Origin of the sequence: Pseudoalteromonas sp. TAB23, assembly GCF_000498075.1 — a bacterium.
GTDB lineage: Bacteria > Pseudomonadota > Gammaproteobacteria > Enterobacterales > Alteromonadaceae > Pseudoalteromonas > Pseudoalteromonas arctica.
Genome location: NZ_AUTP01000252.1, coordinates 1 through 2,400, shown reverse-complemented (window position 1 = coordinate 2,400; position 2,400 = coordinate 1). Strand labels below are relative to the sequence as shown.

3 protein-coding genes are annotated in these 2,400 nt (G+C 42.6%); all 3 read right to left on the bottom strand.

What is annotated here, in order from left to right; all coding sequences use genetic code 11:
* Positions 1–645 (bottom strand): restriction endonuclease subunit S (locus L654_RS0115260; RefSeq protein WP_024608357.1); only part of this gene is annotated, 645 nt, incomplete at its 3' end.
* Positions 646–671: 26 nt separating this feature from the next.
* A complete protein-coding gene (locus L654_RS0115255) occupies positions 672–1,742 on the bottom strand; it encodes a PDDEXK nuclease domain-containing protein (protein ID WP_050582305.1) in 1,071 nt (356 codons plus the stop codon).
* A 78-nt stretch (positions 1,743–1,820) separates the two neighbouring features.
* A partial coding sequence (locus L654_RS0115245; protein WP_029753633.1) for an N-6 DNA methylase occupies positions 1,821–2,400 on the bottom strand: 580 nt, incomplete at its 5' end.

The following is a 2,400-nucleotide window of genomic DNA, read 5'->3' as shown; positions in this document are numbered from 1 at the left end:
GGCACGCTGCACATTTTCACCGGCAGTATTAGCAGCTATTTTTGCGCGTACGGGTTCAAAATCGACAAACCAGCTTTTAAACATCGCCTGTGCAATTTGCTCTAAGGTTTGGTTGGTTTGGCGGTTGAGTTCGATTTTACTATTTAGGCTTATTATATGGTGAGCAATATAAAGCTGTTCTTTTTCAGGTGGTATTGGAATTAATACTTTTCTTAATTCACTTTGCTTTATCCCCTTAACGGTTGAACCTGATGCTCTAGCATCCAGCTGATCTTGAATATATTTACTCTGCATTACACAAAGTAAAAAATCATTATTCAAAAGGCCTTTTTTACCACGTAATGTTACTATCCTCTGTGCTAGAGCTACATTCGAATTATTTAACTGGGCAACTTCACCCAACGGAGCCTCAGAGGTTACAACTATATCGCCAACTTGCGGTAACCCTCTAACCATCCATGAATCATAATCTTCAATTGCAATAAATTCTGCTGGCTCTAGAATTCTGCCACCTTTTACAATTTTCGCAGTAATTAATGGAATGCCTGAATCTGTTTTCTTTGGTGTTTTTCCGCGATAATCAATAATGGCATCCATTACATCTTCCAAAGGAAGTAATTGCCAATGAGAAGGGAATTTACTCATAATTATTCTCCACAGCGTTCATACTTTTACTCTTTATCATCATCAAACTCCTTTTGCTGATTACTCAGCTGCTTTTGCACGCGGGCGCGCTCTTTTTCAAGCTCGCGCTGTAACTCTTCTTCGCTGGGTAGTTGAGTCAGGTATTTAGACGCAAATAACTGTTTGCTTTCGTTCAGCACTGAATATTTAGCCACGGTGTGATTATGCTCGCTACACAGAATTAAACCAATAGTGGGGTTGTCGTCAGGGCGGCGTTGTTGCTCTTCGTACATGCGCACGTACATGTCCATTTGCCCCACATCTTGATGGGTGAGTTTATTAAGCTTTAAATCAATGAGCATAAAGCATTTAAGATGGAAATTGTAAAATACTAAATCTATAAAATAGTCGCCATCGTCAGTGCAAATACGTTGTTGGCGCGCCACAAAGGCAAAGCCTTTACCGAGCTCCAATAAAAACTTTTGTAAGTTATTAATAATGCCTTGCTCTAGGTCTGCTTCTAGGTATTGTCCGCTATCTAAATTTAAAAAGTCGAGAATGTAGGGGTCGCGTAAATAGTCTTGTGCATATTCTGCCAGTGGCAAAGTATTTTTCTGGGCTTCTTGCTCTACCGGTTGTTTATTTTTACTGGCTAATAAGCGCTCGTAATATAAAGTGCCAACTTGGCGCTCAAGGCCGCGCACACTCCAGTTTTGCTCAGCAGATTCTTGCATATACCAAAGCCGCGCGGCTTGGTTTTCAATACGAATTAATTGAGTGTAATGCGACCAACTCAATTTTGCAGACAGTGTCTGCAAAATTGGAAACGCTACGTAAAAACTGCGCATATTAGCAAGGTTACGGCTAGAAAAGCCTTTGCCGTATTCTTTGGTTAACTGCATTGAAAGCTGTTTAAGTTGGGATTTTCCGTACTCGGCACGGTTTTGCCCTTGTTGCTCTTGCTCAACAATTAACTGACCAATATGCCAGTAAGCTTGCACCATGGCGCTATTAACCGCATGTTTAACTTGGCTTTGTGCTTGGTTAATTACTTGGCGAATATTAGCCAGTAGCACGGGCGTAGCGTCGGTTGTTATATTAGGCTGTTTAGATTTCATACCCTAAGCCTTTGAGGTTTTGCTTTATTTGCGCCTCTAAACGCTCTGACTCTGAAAATTGAGTTTTTAGCTGGGCTGTTAAGCGCGCCATTTTATCAGCAAAGGGTTCGCCATCGTCNCTTCGGCGGCTTCTGCGCCCACATAACGCCCTGGGGTTAATACAAAGTCGTGTTTGGTAATACCTGCTAAATCAATACTGGCACAAAAGCCTGCGGTGTCTTGATAGTCGCTCGCTTGCTGCCAATTGTGAAAGGTGGCGGTTACTTGGTCTAAATCGGTTTGAGTAAAGTCGCGCAATACGCGGTCTTTCATGTAGCCTAAGTTGCGCGCATCAATAAATAGTACTTTGCCACGGCGGTCGGTTAATTGACGGCCTGAGGCACTCACTCGCGCATTTTTGTTTTTAGTTAAAAACCAAATACAAGCTGGAATTTGGGTATTAGTAAATAGCTGGCCGGGCAAGGCTACCATGCATTCTACTAAGTCTTGCTCAATGAGGGCTTTTCGAATTGCACCTTCGTTATTGGTGTTTGAGGACATTGAGCCATTAGCCAGTAACAAGCCAACACTACCATTAGGCGCAGTGTGATATAACATGTGTTGTAACCAAGCAAAATTGGCATTACCCGATGGCGGCGTGCCGTAAGCCCAGCGCGGG